This is a genomic window from Pseudomonas sp. BT-42-2, assembly GCF_025847435.2.
GTDB lineage: Bacteria > Pseudomonadota > Gammaproteobacteria > Pseudomonadales > Pseudomonadaceae > Aquipseudomonas > Aquipseudomonas urmiensis.
The window spans coordinates 146879-163927 of the sequence record NZ_JAOYTM010000008.1 but is presented as its reverse complement, the minus strand read 5'-3'; the positions used below and the strand labels follow the sequence as shown (position 1 = coordinate 163927).

The 17049-nt window shown below is 62.7% G+C and carries 13 protein-coding genes and 2 pseudogenes; 4 read left to right on the top strand and 11 right to left on the bottom strand.

All coding sequences use genetic code 11. From position 1 onward, the window contains the following. Positions 1-206 precede the first annotated feature (206 nt). Entirely contained in the window at positions 207-935 is a 729-nt protein-coding gene (cysZ, locus tag OIU19_RS09235) for a sulfate transporter CysZ (RefSeq protein WP_264234760.1), read from the top strand. A 40-nt stretch (positions 936-975) separates the two neighbouring features. Here cysZ and OIU19_RS09230 read toward each other — a convergent pair. Beyond that, positions 976-1392, bottom strand: a pseudogene (locus OIU19_RS09230) (methyl-accepting chemotaxis protein); the annotation flags it as partial. 177 nt (positions 1393-1569) lie between these two features. Beyond that, positions 1570-2202: pseudogene (locus tag OIU19_RS09225) on the bottom strand (PAS domain-containing protein); the annotation flags it as partial. A gap of 269 nt (positions 2203-2471) precedes the next feature. On the opposite strand from OIU19_RS09225, the gene OIU19_RS09220 reads away from it, so the two are divergent. Continuing rightward, positions 2472-3689, top strand: a complete 1218-nt coding sequence (locus OIU19_RS09220; protein ID WP_264234758.1) for a glycosyltransferase family 1 protein — start codon at positions 2472-2474, stop codon at positions 3687-3689. On the opposite strand, the gene OIU19_RS09215 is transcribed toward OIU19_RS09220, so the two are convergent. The 3 genes from OIU19_RS09215 to OIU19_RS09205 all read right to left on the bottom strand — a co-directional run bounded on the left by OIU19_RS09215 (position 3658) and on the right by OIU19_RS09205 (position 6025). Next, positions 3658-4761, bottom strand: a complete 1104-nt coding sequence (locus OIU19_RS09215; protein WP_264234757.1) for an NADH:flavin oxidoreductase — start codon at positions 4759-4761, stop codon at positions 3658-3660. The genes OIU19_RS09220 and OIU19_RS09215 overlap by 32 nt on opposite strands. Positions 4762-4911: 150 nt before the next feature. After that, positions 4912-5394, bottom strand: a complete 483-nt coding sequence (locus OIU19_RS09210; RefSeq protein WP_264234756.1) for a glutathione peroxidase — start codon at positions 5392-5394, stop codon at positions 4912-4914. A gap of 145 nt (positions 5395-5539) precedes the next feature. Continuing rightward, positions 5540-6025 carry a peptidylprolyl isomerase gene (locus OIU19_RS09205; RefSeq protein ID WP_186554154.1) on the bottom strand — a complete coding sequence of 162 codons (486 nt, stop codon included), beginning with the start codon at positions 6023-6025 and terminating at the stop codon, positions 5540-5542. A 14-nt stretch (positions 6026-6039) separates the two neighbouring features. Here OIU19_RS09205 and OIU19_RS09200 point away from each other — a divergent pair, with 14 nt between their 5' ends. Together OIU19_RS09200 and pta are read left to right on the top strand one after the other, a co-directional pair. Next, positions 6040-6327: a DUF3565 domain-containing protein gene (locus tag OIU19_RS09200; protein ID WP_186554155.1), complete on the top strand. Its 288-nt coding sequence runs from the start codon at positions 6040-6042 to the stop codon at positions 6325-6327. 31 nt (positions 6328-6358) lie between these two features. After that, on the top strand, positions 6359-8446 hold the full coding sequence (pta, locus tag OIU19_RS09195; protein ID WP_264234755.1) for a phosphate acetyltransferase: 2088 nt from the start codon (positions 6359-6361) through the stop codon (positions 8444-8446). A 51-nt stretch (positions 8447-8497) separates the two neighbouring features. Here pta and OIU19_RS09190 read toward each other — a convergent pair whose 3' ends face one another. From OIU19_RS09190 to OIU19_RS09165, 6 genes are all read right to left on the bottom strand, one after another. After that, positions 8498-9217: an OmpA family protein gene (locus OIU19_RS09190; RefSeq protein WP_186554157.1), complete on the bottom strand. Its 720-nt coding sequence runs from the start codon at positions 9215-9217 to the stop codon at positions 8498-8500. A gap of 93 nt (positions 9218-9310) precedes the next feature. Beyond that, a complete protein-coding gene (locus tag OIU19_RS09185; RefSeq protein WP_372353300.1) occupies positions 9311-9946 on the bottom strand; it encodes an MBL fold metallo-hydrolase in 636 nt (211 codons plus the stop codon). A 211-nt stretch (positions 9947-10157) separates the two neighbouring features. Beyond that, entirely contained in the window at positions 10158-10850 is a 693-nt protein-coding gene (locus OIU19_RS09180; RefSeq protein ID WP_264234753.1) for a sensor histidine kinase KdpD, read from the bottom strand. Beyond that, a complete protein-coding gene (locus OIU19_RS09175) occupies positions 10847-12454 on the bottom strand; it encodes a tetratricopeptide repeat-containing response regulator (RefSeq protein ID WP_264234896.1) in 1608 nt (535 codons plus the stop codon). Before OIU19_RS09175 ends, OIU19_RS09180 begins: the two co-directional genes overlap by 4 nt. A gap of 161 nt (positions 12455-12615) precedes the next feature. Then, positions 12616-15330 (bottom strand): LuxR C-terminal-related transcriptional regulator, encoded by a 2715-nt coding sequence (locus OIU19_RS09170; RefSeq protein ID WP_264234752.1) that lies wholly within the window; start codon positions 15328-15330, stop codon positions 12616-12618. A gap of 330 nt (positions 15331-15660) precedes the next feature. After that, entirely contained in the window at positions 15661-17025 is a 1365-nt protein-coding gene (locus tag OIU19_RS09165; protein WP_264234751.1) for a DUF1329 domain-containing protein, read from the bottom strand. Positions 17026-17049 lie beyond the last annotated feature (24 nt).

Here is a 17049-nt window from a genome sequence, read left to right as displayed (position 1 = left end):
AAGTTGAGCGCACTGTAGCGAGGTCGCAGAGATTAAGGAAATATCCTCCGACAATCCACCTTATAGAGAGGCTCTATCCAAGCGAAAAACCGATAGAAATTATCCACCTGCTTTTGTTACAGCCCGTTTCTCGGCACCTGCCCGCCTTTCGTCGGGGCGGCAAACTCGGTAAGGTCAGCGCGTTTTCTCTTTTGCGGAGCGTCTCGATGCAAGCCCCCGTCCTTTCAGGCCCCCAGTACCTGCGCGAAGGCCTGAAACTGGTCCTGAGCCCTAACCTGCGGCTGTTCGTGCTGCTGCCGCTGGCAATCAACCTGTTGCTGTTCGGCGCCTTGGTGTACTTCGCCGGACATCAATTCAGCCTGTGGGTCGATACGCTGATGCCGACCTTGCCGAACTGGCTGAGCTTTCTCACCTACATCCTCTGGCCGCTGTTCGTCGCCTTGCTGGTGTTGATGATTTTCTTCACCTTCACCTTGGTGGCTAACATCATCGCTGCGCCGTTCAACGGTTTCCTCGCTGAGAAGGTCGAGGTGGTGGTGCGTGGTGAGGACACCTTCCCGGCCTTCAGCTGGGGTGAGCTGATGGCCATGGTGCCGCGTACCTTCGGTCGGGAAATGCGCAAGCTGGGTTATTTCCTACCTCGTGCGCTCGGCTTGTTCATCCTCTCGTTCATCCCGGTGGTGAACGTGATTGCCGCGCCGCTGTGGCTGATCTTCGGCGTGTGGATGATGGCCATCCAGTACATCGACTACCCGGCCGACAACAACAAGATGAGCTGGCAGGACATGCTCGCCTGGCTGCGCCAAAAGCGCTGGCAGAGCATGGGCTTTGGTGGGATTACCTACCTGGCGTTGCTGATTCCGTTCGTCAACATCGTGATGATGCCCGCGGCGGTGGCCGGGGCCACCCTGTTCTGGGTGCGCGAGCGCAGCTGAAAAGCATGGGGCTGCCTTGCGCAGCCCCTCGGCACCAGGATCAGTGGCTCAGTTGGCTGGAGAACTGGCCTACCACTTCTACCACCTTCTTCGCCCCATCCTGAATCTCGACGATCACATCGCCGGTCTCACCGGCCAAGCTCAGGCCTTGCTCGGCCTGGCGCTTGCTGGTGTCGATGATATCCACCGCGGCCTGGGCCAACTGCTCGTTCTGCTGCACCACCCGGGCGATCTCCTCGGTAGCGGTGCTGGTACGCGAGGCCAGTTGCCGTACTTCGTCGGCAACCACCGCAAACCCCCTGCCCTGCTCGCCGGCACGCGCGGCCTCGATGGCGGCGTTAAGCGCCAGCAGGTTGGTCTGCCCGGCGATGTCGCTGATGGTCTTGATGATCGAACCGATCACCCGTGACTGGGTGTCCAGCGCCTGGATGCCCTCGGCGGCCTCCTGCATCGAGGCTTCCAGACCGCGCATCACGCTGACCGTCTGCGTGACCACATCGGTCGCCTTACGCGCACTGGCGTCGGTGCCCACGGAGGTGGTGTAGGCAATGTCTGCGGCCTGCGCTACCGCCAATTCCTGATTGACCTGATCGGTGATGACCGTGGCGAACTTAACCACCTTGTACAGCACGTCGTGGGCATCGATGATCGGGTTATAGGACGCTTCGAGCCAAACCACCCGGCCATGGGCATCGATACGCTTGAACCGGTCAGCCACGAACTCGCCACGGCGCAGCTTGTCCCAGAACGCCTGGTAATCGGCCGAGTTGGCTTCTTCCGGCTCGCAAAACAGCCGGTGGTGTTTGCCGCGCACCTGCTCCAGGCGATAACCCATGGTCTGTAGAAAGCGGTCATTGGCGGTCAGCACCTGGCCGTCGAGGTTGAACTCGATCACCGCTGTGGAGCGCATCAACGCCTTGATCAAACTTTCGTGTTCGCGGGAAGTTTCGATGGTACGAGTCAGGTCGCTGGAGTGCAGGCTGAAATACTTGATCCGCCCGTCGCGGCCTTTGACCGGCTGCAAGATCGAGCGCAACCAGGCCTCCTCGCCATTGCCGCGCAGCAGACGGAAGGCACCATTGAGATGCTCGCCACGAGTGATGGCACTGCTCATGCGCTGGTAGAAATCGAGCTTTTTCACATGGGCGGGCACGATTTCTTCGATGTTGCGCCCGATCAGTTGCTCGGCGCGATAGAGCATTTCCTGCTCAAAGTTGCTGTTGACCGTTTCAATGCGCCCCTGGGGGTCGAGCTGAAGCACCAGCATCTCGCTGTCGAGGCTGCTTTTGACCTGCTCCATGGACAGCAGCTCTTCACGCAACTGCTGGATTTCTTGCTTGAGTTTGTTGTTGAACATTACCGCACTCCTGGAGCGCAAACGGCCATTCGAATGCATCTGCATCGGCTGGATCGGCTACCTTCTTGAGTGCCCTGCCAGGAAATATTCATACAAGCGAAACAGCCGGAAATCAGCCGTCATCTGCCCGTCACAACGCCGTCACTTAACCGCAACGGCGCGCGCGGAAACTTTTTGTCATGAATACACCGAGCCTGCGCATCACCCTGGTCAGCGAAACCTTTCCACCCGAGATCAACGGCGTGGCCAACACCCTTGGCCGGCTGAGCGACGGCCTGCGCCAACGCGGGCATCAGGTCGAGATCATCCGCCCACGCCAGGCCGGTGACCCCGCTGCACAGGACGACGACAACCTGCTGCTGTGCAAGGGCTGGCCGCTGCCGGGTTATCCGGGACTGCAGTGGGGCGGCGTGTCGGTGCACAAGCTGTGGCGGCGTTGGCGCCGGCAGCGGCCGGACGTGTTGTACATCGCCACCGAAGGGCCGCTCGGGCTAAGCGCCCTGCGTGCCGCGCGGCGCCTGGGGATCGCCGTGGTCAGCGGCTTTCACACCAACTTTGCGCAATATGCCGGGCAATACGGGTTGGGTCTGCTGGCACGGCTGCTGACCCACTACCTGCGCTGGTTCCACCGGCGCACGGCAACCACGCTGGTGCCGAGCATCAGCCAGCGCCTGGAGCTGGAGCGGCGGGGGTTCGTGGGCCTGGCGCTAATGGCGCGCGGCGTCGATGCCTGCCTGTTCAATCCGGCCCGGCGCAGTCAGGCGCTGCGCGAGCAGTGGGGGTTGGCGCCGGACGACGTCGCCGTGCTGCATGTCGGGCGGCTGGCGGCAGAGAAAAACCTCTCCCTGTTGCGCCCGTGCATGGAGGCGCTACAGCGCACTTATCCACAGCGGCGCCTGCGTTTGATCATGGTTGGCGACGGGCCACAACGCGCCAGCCTGGAGCAGCAGTTGCCCGATGCGGTGTTTTGCGGGGCTCAACGGGGTGAGGTGCTGGCCGAGCACTATGCCAGCGGCGACTTGTTTCTATTCCCGAGCCTCACCGAGACTTTCGGCAATGTGGTCCTCGAAGCGCTGGCCTCAGGCTTGGCCGTGGTCGCCTACGACGAAGCCGCTGCCGCCCAGCACATCCGCCACGGCCATAGCGGTGCGCTGGCCATGCCGGGTGACCAGGCAGCGTTCATCGATGCCGCTTGCTGGCTGCTGGAAGAAAACGAGACCCTGCGCCGGGTCCGCCTCAATGCCCGCCAGCACGCTAGCCGCCAGGGCTGGCCGGCGATTGTCGAGCAGTTCGAGGGGTATCTGAGTAGCGCCTCTCGTCAGCCCACTCTGCCTGCCAACATCGGCACGGCCTCTGCCATGGCCATCAAACCAGGCTCGACAGCGCCTCGCGGCTGAACGGCAGCACCTCCTGTTCACGCCCCTCGCGGACTTTCTGTGCCCACTGCGGGTCGACCAACAGCGCGCGCCCTACCGCCACCAGGTCGAACTCCTGATCATCCAAGCGGCGCAGTAGCCCTTCCAGGCTGGCGGGCTTGGCCACCTTGTCGGTGTCGACCATGAACTGCAGGAACTCGCCATCCAGGCCAACACTGCCAACGGTGATGGTGGGCTTGCCGGTGAGCTTGCGGGTCCAGCCGGCCAGGTTCAGCGCCGAGCCTGGGAATTCAGGCTCCCAGAAGCGGCGGGTCGAGCAATGGAAGATATCCACACCGGCGTCGGCCAGGGGCTTGAGGAAGGCGGCCAGGGCCTCAGGCGTTTCTACCAGGCGGGCGCTGTAGTCCTGCTGCTTCCACTGGGAGAATCGCAGGATGATCGGGAAGTGCGGCCCTACCGCCGCGCGCACGGCCTGGATCAGTTCAATGGCAAAGCGCGAACGCGCGGCCAGATCACCGCCATATTCATCATCACGCTGGTTGCTGGCTTGCCAGAAGAACTGGTCGATCAGGTAGCCGTGGGCGCCATGGATCTCGACCCCATCCATGCCGATGGCCTGGGCATCCCGCGCAGCCTGGGCGAACGCAGCGATCACCTCCTGGATATCGGCGTGACTCATCTCATGGACCAGGACCTTGTCGTCCTTGCGCTTGCCGCTGGGCCCATAGCCTGGCACCGCTGCATCTGGCTCAGTGCCCAGGCGGCGCACGCTGCCCACGTGCCATAGCTGCGGCACAATGCGCCCGCCTTCAGCGTGGACGGCGTCGACCACCCGCTTCCAGCCGGCCAGGGCATCCTCACCATGAAAGCGCGGCACGTTGGGGTAACCGTTGGCCGCCTTGTGAGCGACCGTGGTGCCTTCGGTGATGATCAGGCCAACCCCAGCAGCGGCGCGGCGACGGTAGTACTCGACCACGCCGTCATGCGGCACACCGCCGGGGCTGAAGGTGCGGGTCATAGGGGCCATGACCACCCGGTTCGGCAGCTCGAGGGTGCCCAGGGTAAAGGGTTGGAACAGCGAATTGGTGGACATCGGGCGCTCCCAGTAGGTGAAAAATTCACCTGAGCTTAGGGGGCGCCAGATGGCCGGCACAGCACTATTGATTAGAGTGATCGGGGGCTATCGAAGTGTCTGTGATGGCTGTTGTAGCCAGTAGTCACTCTGATGGCGCCCCCAGGGCGATTAGCCCAAGGCTTTTTCAATCGCCTGCACCACCGTCGGATCATCCGGTGCAGTGCGCGGGGCAAACCGGGCCAGTACGCGGCCGTCCTTGCCCACCAGGAACTTCTCGAAATTCCAGCTGATATCCCCCGGGTACTCAGCCCCCTCGCCCGCCAGCAGGCGGTACAACGAATGGCGCTGCGGGCCATTGACCTCAAGCTTGCCACTCAGAGGAAAGCTCACGCCGTAGTTGAGGCTGCAGAAGTCCTGAATCTCTTTCTCGCTGCCAGGCTCCTGGCCGGCGAACTGGTTACAGGGCAGGCCCAAGACACTGAAGCCCTTGCCCTTGAACTGCTGGTGCAACGTCTCCAGCGAAGCGTACTGCGGCGTCAGACCACACTTGGAGGCGACATTGACCACCAGCACCACCTGGCCCTTGAACGGTGCAAGGGGCAGGTCCTTGCCGTCCAACGCCTTCAACGTCAGGTCGTGAAATGCACTCATGATGTAATCCCCTCTCGGTTCCCGGTTGTCGCTGGGGCGAATTGCGCCCACTAAAAAGGCGCGCGGGCAAACCGTCAACCCTCCCATGGAGGGCAAGTACGGCTTGCCCGAGCGCCTGGCGACTCTCTGAGCTTAGCGCAGAAAATCAGTGGTGATGGCCACCTTCGCCGTGGATGTGGCGATGAGCGATTTCTTCTTCGCTGGCATCACGCACATCGACAACCTTGACCTTGAAGTTCAGGCGCTGGCCAGCCAGCGGGTGGTTGCCGTCGACAGTGACGTCATCGCCGTCCAGGTCGCGGATGGTGACGATCTGCATCTGGCCGTCCGGAGCGGAAGCGTGGAACTGCATGCCCACTTCCAGCTCGTCGACGCCTTCGAACATGCTGCGATTCAGGGTGCTGACCAGCTCGGCCAGGTATTCGCCGTAAGCCTCTTCTGGCTCGACGGCAACTTCCAGTTCGTCACCGACGTTCTTGCCTTCCAGGGCTTTTTCCAGGCCTGGGATGATGTTGCCAGCACCGTGCAGGTAAACCAGCGGCGCGCCGCCGGCGGAGCTGTCAATGACCTCCCCGGCGTCGTTGGTCAGGGTATAGTCGATGGAGACAGCCTTGTTGGCGGCGATCGGCATGGGGGCGAGACCTTTTGCAAAAGAATGTAGAGCGGACAAGTGTAACCAAGGCATCGCCCGATTGCGAACGCACCGCCCACGATGGGCGACCCGTCAGTCGGGTTACAGGCTTTCATCAGGACGAAGAAGGCCACTGGGTAGTCGATCTGTCCTGCGGCCACACCCAGCACCTGCGCCACCAACCGCCGTGGCAGGCCCGGCCCTGGGTGCTCGATGCAGCGCTGCGCGAACAGCGCATCGGCCAGCTATTCGACTGTGGCTGGTGCGCGCAAGGGGCCGATAGCGATACCCTTGGCGATTGATCCCTTGCACCGCTTATCTCGAGAAGCACGCATGCAAACATTTTTCATTGCGCCAACCGACTTTGGCGTCGGCCTGACCTCCATCAGCCTAGGCCTGGTTCGCGCCCTGGAGCGCGGCGGTCTGAAGGTTGGTTTTTTCAAGCCGATCGCCCAGCCCCATCCCGGTGACACCGGCCCGGAACGCTCCACCGAACTGATCGCCCGCACCCATGGCCTGAGGCCGCCGACGCCGCTGAGCCTGGCGCATGTCGAGCGCATGCTCGGCGACGGCCAGCTGGACGAGCTGCTCGAAGAAATCATCCGCCTCTATCAACAGGCCTGCGTCGGCAACGATGTGGTGGTGGTAGAAGGCATGGTGCCGACTCGCCACGCCAGCTACGCGGCGCGGGTCAACTTGCACCTGGCCAAGAGCCTGGACGCCGAGGTCATTCTGGTCTCAGCGCCAGAAAACGAGGTGCTCAGCGAATTGTCTGGCCGGGTGGAATTGCAGGCCCAGCTGTTCGGCGGGCCACGCGACCCGAAAGTGCTGGGGGTGATCCTCAACAAGGTGCGCACCGAGGAAAGCATGGCCGAGTTCGCCAGCCGCTTGCGCGAGCACTCGCCGCTGTTGCGCGGTAACGACTTCCGCCTGCTGGGCTGTATCCCCTATCAGCCTGAGCTCAACGCCCCACGCACCCGTGATGTGGCCGAGCTGCTCGGCGCACAAGTACTCAATGCCGGCGATTACGAACAACGGCGGATGAACACCATCATCATCTGCGCCCGCACAGTGGCCAACACTGTGCCGCTGCTCAAGCCCGGCACCTTGGTGGTGACACCTGGCGATCGCGACGACATCATCCTTGCCGTGAGCCTGGCAGCGATCAATGGTGTGCCTCTGGCTGGCCTGTTGCTGACCAGCGACAGCAAGCCAGACCCACGGATCCTCGGCTTGTGTCGCGGGGCGTTGCAGGCAGGCTTGCCGATCTTGTCGGTGAGCACCGGCTCCTATGACACTGCCAACCAGCTCAATTCGCTGAACCGGGAAATCCCGGTAGATGACCGCGAACGCGCCGAATTCATCACCGACTTCGTGGCCAGCCAGTTGGATGCGGCCTGGCTGCATCAGCGTTGCGGCACGCCGCGCGAACTGCGCCTGTCTCCGGCAGTATTCCGCTATCAGTTGATCGAGCGGGCCCAGCAAGCCAACAAACGCATCGTCCTGCCCGAGGGTGCCGAACCGCTGCTGGTACAGGCCGCGGCCATCTGCCAAGCGCGAGGCATTGCCCGCTGCGTGCTGCTGGCCAAGCCTGAGGAAGTCGAAGCGGTGGCCCGTGCCCAGGGCATTACCCTGCCGCCTGACCTGGAAGTGCTCGACCCCGACCTGATTCGTGGACGTTATGTCGAACCGATGGTCGACCTGCGCAAGAGCAAGAACCTTAACGCGCCGATGGCCGAGCAGCAGCTCGAAGACCCGGTGGTGATTGGCACCATGATGCTGGCCCTGGATGAGGTCGATGGCCTGGTGTCGGGCCTGGTCCATTCCACGGCCAATACCATTCGCCCAGCCTTGCAGCTGATCAAGACCGCGCCAGGCAGCAGCCTGGTGTCGTCGGTGTTCTTCATGCTGTTCCCCGAGCAGGTGCTGGTGTACGGCGACTGCGTGATGAACCCGCACCCCAGTGCCGTGGAGCTGGCCGAGATCGCCCGGCAGAGCGCCGAGTCGGCCGAGGCCTTTGGCATTGCGCCACGGGTGGCGATGATCAGCTACTCCAGCGATTCGGCCAGTGACGAGGAGGTAGAGAAAGTGCGCGAGGCCACTCGCCTGGCGCAGCAGGCAGAGCATGACCTGCTGATCGACGGCCCGTTGCAGTACGACGCCGCCGCCAACCCCGAGATCGCCCGCCAACTGGCGCCACATAGCCCAGTAGCCGGGCGCGCCACGGTGTTCGTGTTCCCGGACTTGAACACCGGCAACACCACCCACAAAGCGGTGCAGCGCAGTACTGACGGGGTCAGCCTGGGGCCGATGCTGCAAGGCCTGCGCAAGCCGGTCAACGACTTGCCGCGCGGGGCGCAGGTCGACGATATCGTCCACACCATCGCGCTCACCGCCATCCAGGCCAGCAGAACGCCCTGAAACGAAAAAGGGCAAGCCGACTGGCTTGCCCTTCTCTTCATCGTGTACAGCTTACGGGTACTGTTGTACCTGGCCTTGCTGCTCGTATTGCTGGCCAGGGATCGGCTTGAGGTTGACTTCGACCCGGCGATTCTGCGCACGACCATTGGCATCGGCGTTGCTGGCAATTGGCTGGTCTGGACCCAGGCCACGTACCGAAACCCGCGATGGATCGACACCTTGGGACGTCAGGTAGGTGCTGACCGCCTGGGCGCGACGCTGGGACAGGTCCATGTTGTGCTGGCGGCTGCCGGTGCTGTCGGTGAAGCCGACAACCTCAATCGTGTTCTGGTTGAATTGCTTGAACGAGCCGGCCAGGTTGTTCAGCGGCGAGTAGAAGCTTGGCGAGATGTTCGCCGAGTCGGTGGCGAAGGTGATGTTGCCTGGCATGATCAGCTTGATCTGGTCACCCTGACGCTGCACTTCGACGCCGGTATTGGCCATGCTCGCGCGCAGCGCGGCTTCCTGTTTGTCGGCGTAGTAGCCATAGCCCGCGGCGGCAGCGCCAACCGCAGCAGCGCCGATCAGTGCGCCCTTGCCACGGTTGTTGTGGTCGATGGCGGCGCCGGCCACAGCGCCGGCCAGTGCGCCCAGGCCGCCGTACTTGGCGGTCTTGCTCATGCCCGAGGAGCCCTGCGCCTGACCCTGGTTGTCGTAAGGGTTCTGGCTTACGCAGCCCGACATCAGGGCAGCGGCGGTAGCGACGATAATCAGACGACGCATGGTGAACATGGAAAGCTCCTACTGAAATTCAAGTGTGCAGTGATCTTGAATGGATCTATGCCAGCCTTGGATTACAGCGAAGCGGAAAAATTCCATGAAATTTCAAGCGCGCACAAACGGGTTCTCGCGCATCTCATCGCCGAGGCGGGTGTCAGGGCCATGCCCGGTCACCACCACAGCCTCTTCATCCAGGCGGTACAAGCGATCCTTGATCGAACGAACGATAGCCCGCTGATCGCCGCCCCACAAATCGGTGCGACCGATACCCCGGCGGAACAGGGTGTCGCCGGCGATCAGCAGCTTGGCATCGGCGAACCAGAAACTCATCGAGCCAGGCGTGTGGCCTGGGGTGTGCAGGGCTACGCCGCAGCCGCAGGCCAGCTCTTGGTCATCGGCCAACCAGTGATCGGGCGGCGGTACTGGGGTATAGGGCACGCCGAACATCTGGCACTGCATGGGCAGGTTGTCCCACAGTGGCTGGTCGTCCTTGTGCAGGTGCAAGGTCGCGCCGGTCAGCTCCTTGAGCTTGCCGGACGCCAGGAAGTGATCGAAGTGGGCATGGGTGTGGATGATGCTCACCAAGGTCAGGCCGTGGGCTTGCAGGCGGGCGAGAATTTTTTCCGGGTCACCGCCCGGGTCGACGACGATGGCCTTCTTGCTAACTGGGTCGCCGATCAGGGTGCAGTTGCATTGCAAGGGGCCGACGGGGAAGGTTTCGCGGATGAGGGCGGCTGTCATCAAAGGGGCCTGTAGCGGTTACTGGGGCACAATAGGTGAGGTTTTTAGCATCATCACCGATTACTGGGAAACCGCAAGGATCGCATTGCCTGCGGACTCCAGGCGCACGGCTTGGGTATGCCGGTGATCTCAGGATTTAGTGCCGCGCGGGCTGCGCTCGATGCTTACAGTGCTGGAAAACCAAAGGCATACACAGCAGCCCTTAAACCGTTCAAGGCAAATAGAGCCTGAACAACCCGCCGCCCAACGCCCCGCCATTGGCAATCTCGATCCGCCCACTGAGCCCATCGCGCTCATGCAACGCCGCGATCCGCGCAGCGAAGTACAAGCCCAAGCCGGTGCTGCCTGTGCTCGAATCAATCCCTTGTACGTAGTCCTGTTGGCGCTCGAGCATGCGCTCGGGATAACCCGGCCCGTCATCGTTGACACTGATGATCAACTGCTCGCCCTGCTCCTCGATGCTGATCAGCAAGGCGTGGCCGGCATAGCGGATGGCGTTGGTCAGCACATTGCCCACCACCGAGGCGACCAGCTCGCGGTCGAAGAACCCCAGCGGGTTGTCGGTTTCGATGCGCCAGGTGGCGAGGATGTCGCGCTGCTTGAGCACCTCTTGCTGAGCGGCGAGCTGGGCTTCGATGAAGTCTTCCAGCTCGTGGTAGTCCGGGCAGATCGGCAACTGGTTGACGCCCAGTTTGTACAGCCCAAGCATTTGCACCAGCATGCCGTTGAGGTGACGCAACTCATGTTCTATCACCCCCTGCTCACTGCCCTCGCGCTGCGCCTCGGGCAGACGCGCCAGCCATTGCGAATGGGCCTGGATCAGGGCCGACAGCGAGTTCTTCATGTCATGCACGGTGGAGGCGATCACCGTGGAAAAATCCAGCCCCTGATTGTCCTGGTTCATGCGCCAAAGACCCGGATATGCAATTTGCGGTAACGATCATAACGGCTGTCACTGGCGGGAATGCCAGCCACCCGTTGCAGGCAGTCGCGGCATTCCTGCATCAGCGTTGGCGAGGGGCCTTCACCGGCGATACGCAACAACGCCTGGGCGGTGTTGAGGGCAATGCTGATGTTCTTCGGCTGCAGCGACAGGGCCCGGCGGAACATCTCCAGCGCCTCGTTGAGCTGGCCGCCCTGGTAGCTGCGCACGCCCTGGCGGTTGAGGTCGACCGCTTCGGTGACCGCGCCGAGCACGGTGGGGTCATCGGTGAGCTTGGCAACGCTCTGCATGACCTTGGGGTCGTCGCCGTAGGTTTCCACGCAGCCCTTGAGAATGCCGCTGCCCGCCGACTCCTGGCCGAGCTGTTGCAGTTGCTTGGCCACCGTTAGCGCCGCTTCCACCGAGAAGAACTGATCCATCTTGTCCAGGCGTTGCATGGCCTGCTCGGTAAGTTTCGCCGCAGTTTCGGCATCACCGGCCTGTTGCAGACTGGCCGCTTTCATCAGCCGGGCCCGTACCTGCAGCCCTTGGTCGTCGCCATTTTCCTTGGCCACTTCGCTCAGCACCGTGTTGATCTCGACCCGGGTGCGCGCATCCAGGCCAAAGCCTGCGTTCTTGCTCATCAAGGCCTGGGCCAGGCCAAGGTTGGTTTCGGCGTCTTTGTAGCGCGAGCTCTGCCCCTGGTTGACAGCATGCCGGTAGGCCTTGGAGGCACTTTCGAAATCTTCGTTATCCAGCGCCAGCTTGCCCAGTGCGGCCTGTCGGCGCACAGCCAGGGGCGAAAGGCGCACGGCCTCTTCGAGCATGTGCTGGGCGCGCTTGGTTTCGCCCTGGGCCACCAGCACCTCGGCCATGCCATCGTAGAGGCTGGGCATGATCGGGAAGGCCTTGAGCGCCTGCTCATAGACCCCTTGCGCCTGGGCATGCTGGCCGCGCTTGTGCAGCACGCTGCCGAGCATCGAATAGACCCATGGCTGAGGGCGGCTGGCGAGGATCGACTTGAGGAATTTTTCCAGTTCGTCAAAACGCCCCAGATCGCGCAGGGCATCGGCCCGGTAGCGTAAGCACAGCGGTGCAAAACGCGGATCTTGCTTGCACAGGGCGGCGCAGGCCGCCAATACCTCGGCCGGTCGGGCGCGGTCGAGCGCCTGCAGGATGGGCTTGAGCAAGGTCTTGCGCTGCACCAGCTTTTCCAAGCGCTGGGCCAGGCCGACGCGGTTGAATGGCTTGGTCAGGTAGGCATCGGGCTCATGCTCAAGGGCACTGAGGACGATGGCCTGGCTGCTCTCGGCGGTGACCATGATGAACACGCATTCATGGCTGATCAGCTTGTCGAGGATCAGGTCTTCGAGCACCTGCTGGCCGTTCTTCTTGCCATCCCCCAGATGGAAATCCTGAAGCACGAAGTCGTAGCGCTTCTGCGCGCACATGCGCAGCGCCTGCTCGCCACTGTCAGCGGTGTCCACGTCACGCACGCCCAGCTCACGGAGCATGGAGCGGGTAGAAGTGCGAAAGTCGGTGAAGTCGTCGACGATCAGAAAGCTTTTTTGCCCGTACTGCAGCATCAACACGACCTGTCTTGGGAATAGTTGGAAAATGGCGTGCGGCGATGCATGCCGCCGATTCGGTTATCGGCAGCAGGGCAAGAAAGATGAGCCCGAAAACAGCGGCGCCAGCGATAATGGCCTTAAGCCACTATTCTAGCCAGCAATCTCCCCGGCAACCACTATGCCAGCAGACCTAGCGACTTGGCCTTGGCCACCGCCTGGGTGCGCCGCTCGACGCCGAGCTTGCTGTTGATGTGGCTGGCGTGGGTCTTGACCGTGTGCAGCGAAATGAACAAGCGCTCGCTGATCTGCTGATTGGAGCAGCCTTGGGCGATCAGCTCCAGCACCGCCAGCTCACGCCCGCTTAGCGCCTCATTGCTGGAGTTGCTGGCTGGCAGCTGCGGCAAGCGCGCCAGCAAAGCGACTTGAGTGGCGCAGGCGGCACGCACCGACAGGTGTTCGCGTAACCAGTGGGGGTGCTCTTCGATCAGCTTCTGGAAAGGCTGCAAGGCGCCCCCTTGAGCCGCCTCCAGGGCTTTGGGCAGCAGGCTCACGGCCTGCTGGTCGCGCCCTTGCGCCAGCAGCAACGCGATCCACTGGCACAAGGCACTGACCAGCAACATGTGCCCGCCGCTGGCCTGCCCCCGCTCAACCAACCCCCGCAAGCGCTCAGCGGCGTCTTCTGGGCGCCCGAGCACGCGTTCGAGCAGAGCCTGCTGCAATTCGATGTGCAGCGGCAGTAGCGGATGAAACTCTGGCGCAGCCGCTGGCTGCTCGCCGCCGTAGGTCTGGCCCAGGCGCAGCAACCAGGATTCGGCAAGGTCGGTACGGCCCTGGGCCAACCACAGCTCGCACTTCACCAGGGTGATCATGGCCAGGTAGAAAATCGGCGGCACGTCCCAGATGTGCATCAACCGTTCGGCCTCAGCCAGTTCCGCGAAGGCCTCGGCGAAGTGACCCTCGCGGCCTTCCAGTGAGGCGATCGCGCAGTGGCCGATCAGCACACTGATGTCGCGGCAGGCACGTGCTTCGCTGAGCCCTGCACGCAGGCGGGCGCGACCTTGCGCCGGCTGTAGATGGGTGGCCAGCAGGTAGCCTTCGTACAGGGTCAGCCGGGCACGCACGGCGTACAGCCGCTGCGCTGACAGCCCTTGCAAGCGCTGCAAGCCTTGACGCACCTCGTCCAGGGCTCGCTCTACTTCACCACGGGCATGCAGCACGCGCGCCCGGTCGTAATGGGCCAAGGCTTCGAACAATGGATTGCCGACCCTTTGCGCCAATTCCAGGGCCTCGCGATTCCAGCCGCGCGCACGCCAGAAGTCGGCGTCGGCAATGGCCAGGTTGGACAAGGTCGAAAGGCACACCAAGCGTTGCCCATAGCGCTTGTTCGGCAGGCTGTGCAGAGCTTCGCCGCAGTAGGCCAGGGTGCGCTCGCGATCGCCGCGACCGCGAGCGATCACACCGCTCAAGGCCAGCCACTGGGCCAGCATGGACTTTTGCGCAGTCGCCGACGGCGCTGGCAGGAAGCGGCTCAAGTGCGCGGCCAGCTCCTCGGCTGCGTCCAGCTGACAAGCCAGGCCCAAGGCCCAGCTGTAGAGCACGATCAAGCGTGGCGTGCTGATCAGCAGGCTGTCGGGCAGGTCCATTTTCCAGCGCAGCAACATGCCGACATTCTGCTCGGCCAGCAACTGCTCCTCGGACAGGCTCTGCACCAAGTCGGCGGCCACATTCAGATGGCCAGCACGCAAAGCCTGCTCTACCGCTTCATCGAGCAAACCCTGGCGCTCGAACCAGCGGCAGGCACGCAGGTGCAGATCCGCTAGTGACTCGCAGGCCTCGCGACTGCGCAGCAGGTCGGAAAATAGATGGTGGTAGCGATACCAGCGGCCGTGTTCGTCCAGGGGCACCAAAAACACTTGATGGGCTTGCAGGTAACGCAGGATGGCCGCGCTGTCCTGGCGCTCGCGCAGGGCATCGCACAGTTCGGCGCAGAAGCGCTCCTGGCAGGCCGTCTCGTAGAGAAACGCCTGCACATCGATTGGCAGGATATCGATGACTTCTTCAAGCAGGTAATCGCGAATCAGCCCTTCGCCCCCGTGCAGGGCCTGGGGCAAGGCATGCTCGTCCCCCGACTCACTGGCCGCCAGTTGCCAGAACCGCAAGCCTGCCACCCAGCCATCGCTGCGCTGGATCAGGTTGTCCAGCGCCTGGCCACGCAGGCCGGTGGGTTGTCGACCAATAACCGACAGTGCTTCCTCGGGGGTCAGGCGCAGATCCTGCTCGTTCAGCTCGGTCAGCTGGCGCGACAGGCGCAAACGCGCCAGGTGCCAGTCGGGGCGCTGGCGACTGGTGATCATCAGCACCAGGCCACCTGGCAGGTGGTTGAGGAAGAATTGCAGACAACGGTCCAGAACCGGCCCCTGGGCCAGGTGATAGTCGTCCAGTACCAGCAGCAACGGGCTATCGGCTTGCAGGTAGAGCGCAAGCTCGTCTAGCAAGCCATCGAGCCATTCTTCGAACGCGAACGGTTGATGACGCTGACGCATCTTCAACAGCCCCATGGCCTGGCCCCCGAGTGCCGGACAAAACTGCTGCAGGCCTTCAAGCAAGCGCTCTAGGAAGCGGCCAGGATCGGCATCACGCGGGCTCAGACCCAACCAGAGACTGCGCCAGTGCTCGGGCAGGCCCTGGCAGAATTCGATGGCCAGCGAGCTTTTGCCAAAACCTGCCGGGGCGTTGACCAGCAACAGGCGCCCGCCCAGCCCGGCTTGCAGGCGCTGACACAGGCGATCACGCGGGACGTGGCCGTCCGGCAACGGTGGCCGGAAGAAACGCCCGTCCAGCAGGCCTAAGGCCTGACTGGCGAATCCATGCATACGGGACAAATCTGTCATGGCCGGCTCGTTCTAATTGGAAGACTTCGGCGGTACGGATTGTTGCGAGACTAGCGGGTATCGCAGCGTATTTGAAGATGATGGGGACGGATGTCGTGAAAAAGACTACGACAAAAAGAAACAGTACGGATTGATTGGGATGACGCGCCTGAGCTACTGGGGCTGGTTGTACCGGCCGCATCGCGGGGCAAGCCCGCTCCCACGAGTCTTCTTGCGCTGCGTGGGAGCGGGCTTGCCCCGTGATGCGGCCGGCACAGACACCGCAGGAAATCAAAACGCCCCGGCAAGCCGGGGCGTTCTGGGAGTCACACGGAGTTTTCGAATCTCAGCTTAGCGCACACCCTCCTGGCGTAGCGCAGCGGGCTGGAAGTCGCTCAGGCTGGCACTGAAGCCGAAGTCGTAGGCGCGCTTCTCTTCGTTCTTCATGCCCAGGGCGAGGTAGCGACCGGACTGCAAGTCGTAGATCGCCTCCAGGGTGTACCACGGCACTTCGACGTTGTAGTAGTCCTGCGAGTGGGCCTCGGAGACGCGCCACAGCTGGTCACGGCCGTCGTACTGGTCGATCACCGCTGCCTGCCAGGTATCCTCGTCGATGTAGAAGTCACGCTTGGCGTAGATATGGCGCTGGCCCGGCTTGAGCGTCGCTACCACATGCCACACACGACGTAGTTCGTAACGGGCTAGGTCCTGGTTGATATGACCCGCCTTGAGGATGTCGGAGTACTTGAGCGACGGCGAGTCGAGCTTGTAGCTGTTGGAGGCGATGTACATCTCCTTCTTGCCTTCCAGCTTCCAGTCGTAGCGATCCGGGGCGCCGTTGTACATGTCCAGGTTGTCGGAGGTGCGCAGGCCGTCGGCGGCGGTACCTGGGCCGTCGTAGGATACCTGCGGCGCCTGGCGTACGCGGCGTTGGCCGGCGTTGTAGATCCAGGCCTTACGCGGCTCCTTGACCTGGTCGAGGGTTTCGTGGACCAACAACACGGTACCGGCCAGGCGCGCGGGAGCAGTCACCTTCTGCTTGAAGTAGAACAGGACGTTACCCGGGTTGGCGGGGTCGAACCCCTTTACCTTGTCACGGAAGACGAACTGGTCCTGGAAGTACACCAGGCTGTAGGAACCATTCTGCTGCGGCGTGGCCTGGGTCACCAGACGGGTCACGCTGCCTCCCCGATAGCGGGTAATGTGGTTCCAAATCACCTCGACACCGCTCTTGGGAATCGGGAACGGTACGGCGGTCTTGAAGTTTTCCAGGCCGTTGCCGCCGCCAACCAATGTGGTCTTGGTGGCGTTTTCCTTGATGTCGGCGAACACCGAGGCAGGCACGCTAGAGCCACGGTGGGTCGGGTAGACCGGTATCTTGTAGGTGTTGGGGTAACGCTTGAACATCGCTACCTGGCCGGGCGAGAGCTTGTCCCGGTACTGATCGACGTTCTGCGCGGTGATGGTGAACTTGGGCTGTTCATTACCGTATGGATCGGAAAGGAACCCTTTGCCATCGACGCTTCCAGCGGTCTTGGACAGCGGTTGCCAGGCCGTGATCGAGCCGTCGGCATTACCGGCCTTTTCCGCGCCCATCGGTGTCAGGGTGGTGCCCAGCTTGGCCGCCTCGTCAGCGGAAACCGCAGCCATGACGCTGGTCGCCAGCAGGGACATGCCCAGCACACCGGCTTTCAGCAGACTTCTGGTCTTGTTCATTGTCGTGTCGTCCTGGATCAATGT

What these genes read in the sequence shown, in the direction of transcription:
- OIU19_RS09175 (WP_264234896.1), bottom strand. Translation starts at nt 12,454, where the DNA reads ATGCTGCAGTACGGGCAAAAAAGCTTTCTGATCGTCGACGACTTCACC.
- OIU19_RS09210 (WP_264234756.1), bottom strand. Translation starts at nt 5,394, where the DNA reads ATGAGTGCATTTCACGACCTGACGTTGAAGGCGTTGGACGGCAAGGAC.
- OIU19_RS09165 (WP_264234751.1), bottom strand. Translation starts at nt 17,025, where the DNA reads ATGAACAAGACCAGAAGTCTGCTGAAAGCCGGTGTGCTGGGCATGTCC.
- pta (WP_264234755.1), top strand. Translation starts at nt 6,359, where the DNA reads ATGCAAACATTTTTCATTGCGCCAACCGACTTTGGCGTCGGCCTGACC.
- OIU19_RS09180 (WP_264234753.1), bottom strand. Translation starts at nt 10,850, where the DNA reads ATGAACCAGGACAATCAGGGGCTGGATTTTTCCACGGTGATCGCCTCC.
- OIU19_RS09220 (WP_264234758.1), top strand. Translation starts at nt 2,472, where the DNA reads ATGAATACACCGAGCCTGCGCATCACCCTGGTCAGCGAAACCTTTCCA.
- OIU19_RS09190 (WP_186554157.1), bottom strand. Translation starts at nt 9,217, where the DNA reads ATGTTCACCATGCGTCGTCTGATTATCGTCGCTACCGCCGCTGCCCTG.
- cysZ (WP_264234760.1), top strand. Translation starts at nt 207, where the DNA reads ATGCAAGCCCCCGTCCTTTCAGGCCCCCAGTACCTGCGCGAAGGCCTG.
- OIU19_RS09170 (WP_264234752.1), bottom strand. Translation starts at nt 15,330, where the DNA reads ATGACAGATTTGTCCCGTATGCATGGATTCGCCAGTCAGGCCTTAGGC.
- OIU19_RS09215 (WP_264234757.1), bottom strand. Translation starts at nt 4,761, where the DNA reads ATGTCCACCAATTCGCTGTTCCAACCCTTTACCCTGGGCACCCTCGAG.
- OIU19_RS09185 (WP_372353300.1), bottom strand. Translation starts at nt 9,946, where the DNA reads ATGACAGCCGCCCTCATCCGCGAAACCTTCCCCGTCGGCCCCTTGCAA.
- OIU19_RS09205 (WP_186554154.1), bottom strand. Translation starts at nt 6,025, where the DNA reads ATGCCGATCGCCGCCAACAAGGCTGTCTCCATCGACTATACCCTGACC.